This is a genomic window from Aerococcus sp. L_32, from assembly GCF_050689315.1.
The window spans coordinates 1-770 of sequence record NZ_JBOEQF010000887.1 but is presented as its reverse complement, the minus strand read 5'-3'; the positions used below and the strand labels follow the sequence as shown (position 1 = coordinate 770).

General features: G+C 37.4%; 1 protein-coding gene. It reads left to right on the top strand.

Annotated elements, in window-relative coordinates:
- The coding region (gene upp / locus ACRCJ0_RS17125) for a uracil phosphoribosyltransferase (RefSeq protein WP_431391363.1) at positions 1–554 on the top strand (554 nt) is incomplete at its 5' end.
- Positions 555–770 lie beyond the last annotated feature (216 nt).

Sequence of the window (770 nt, the reverse complement as noted above, 5' to 3'; positions counted from 1 at the left end):
GTTTCCGTGAATTGGTAAATGAAATTACGATGTTTCTTGGTTACGAGGTAACGCGTGATTTATCAATGGAAGAAGTTGAAATTGAAACACCTTTAGTTAAAACAACCCAAAAAGTTATTGCTGGTAAAAAATTAGCGATTGCCCCAATATTACGTGCTGGTTTAGGAATGGTTGATGGCATGCTATTATTGATGCCTGCAGCAAAAGTAGGTCACATTGGTATGTTCCGTGACGAAGAAACTTTACAACCACAAGAATACTTCTTCAAAATGCCTCAAGACATTGAAGAGCGTGAAGTAATCGTAGTAGACCCAATGTTAGCGACTGGTGGATCTGCCATCATGGCCATTGATTCTCTAGTGAAACGTAATGTTAAAGCAGAAAGCATTAAATTTGTATGTTTAGTTGCAGCGCCAGAAGGTGTTAAAGCTTTACAAGATGCTTACCCAGAAGTTGATATTTTTTCGGGTGCATTAGATGAGAAGTTAAACGAAGATGGCTACATCTTACCAGGTCTTGGTGACGCTGGTGACCGTCTATTTGGTACCTTATAATTGTCATCAATTACATGTATATGCTACTCTTGATATACAAAACCAAGCATAGACATTTGAAACAAATAAATTAATATTAGATAGGTGATAATAAAAATGACGGAAAACATGATTGTTAAGGGTGGCCGTAAGTTAAATGGGCATGTAAGGGTTGATGGTGCAAAAAACGCTGTTTTACCTTTATTAGCAGCCACTTTATTAGCAGACCAAGGGAAA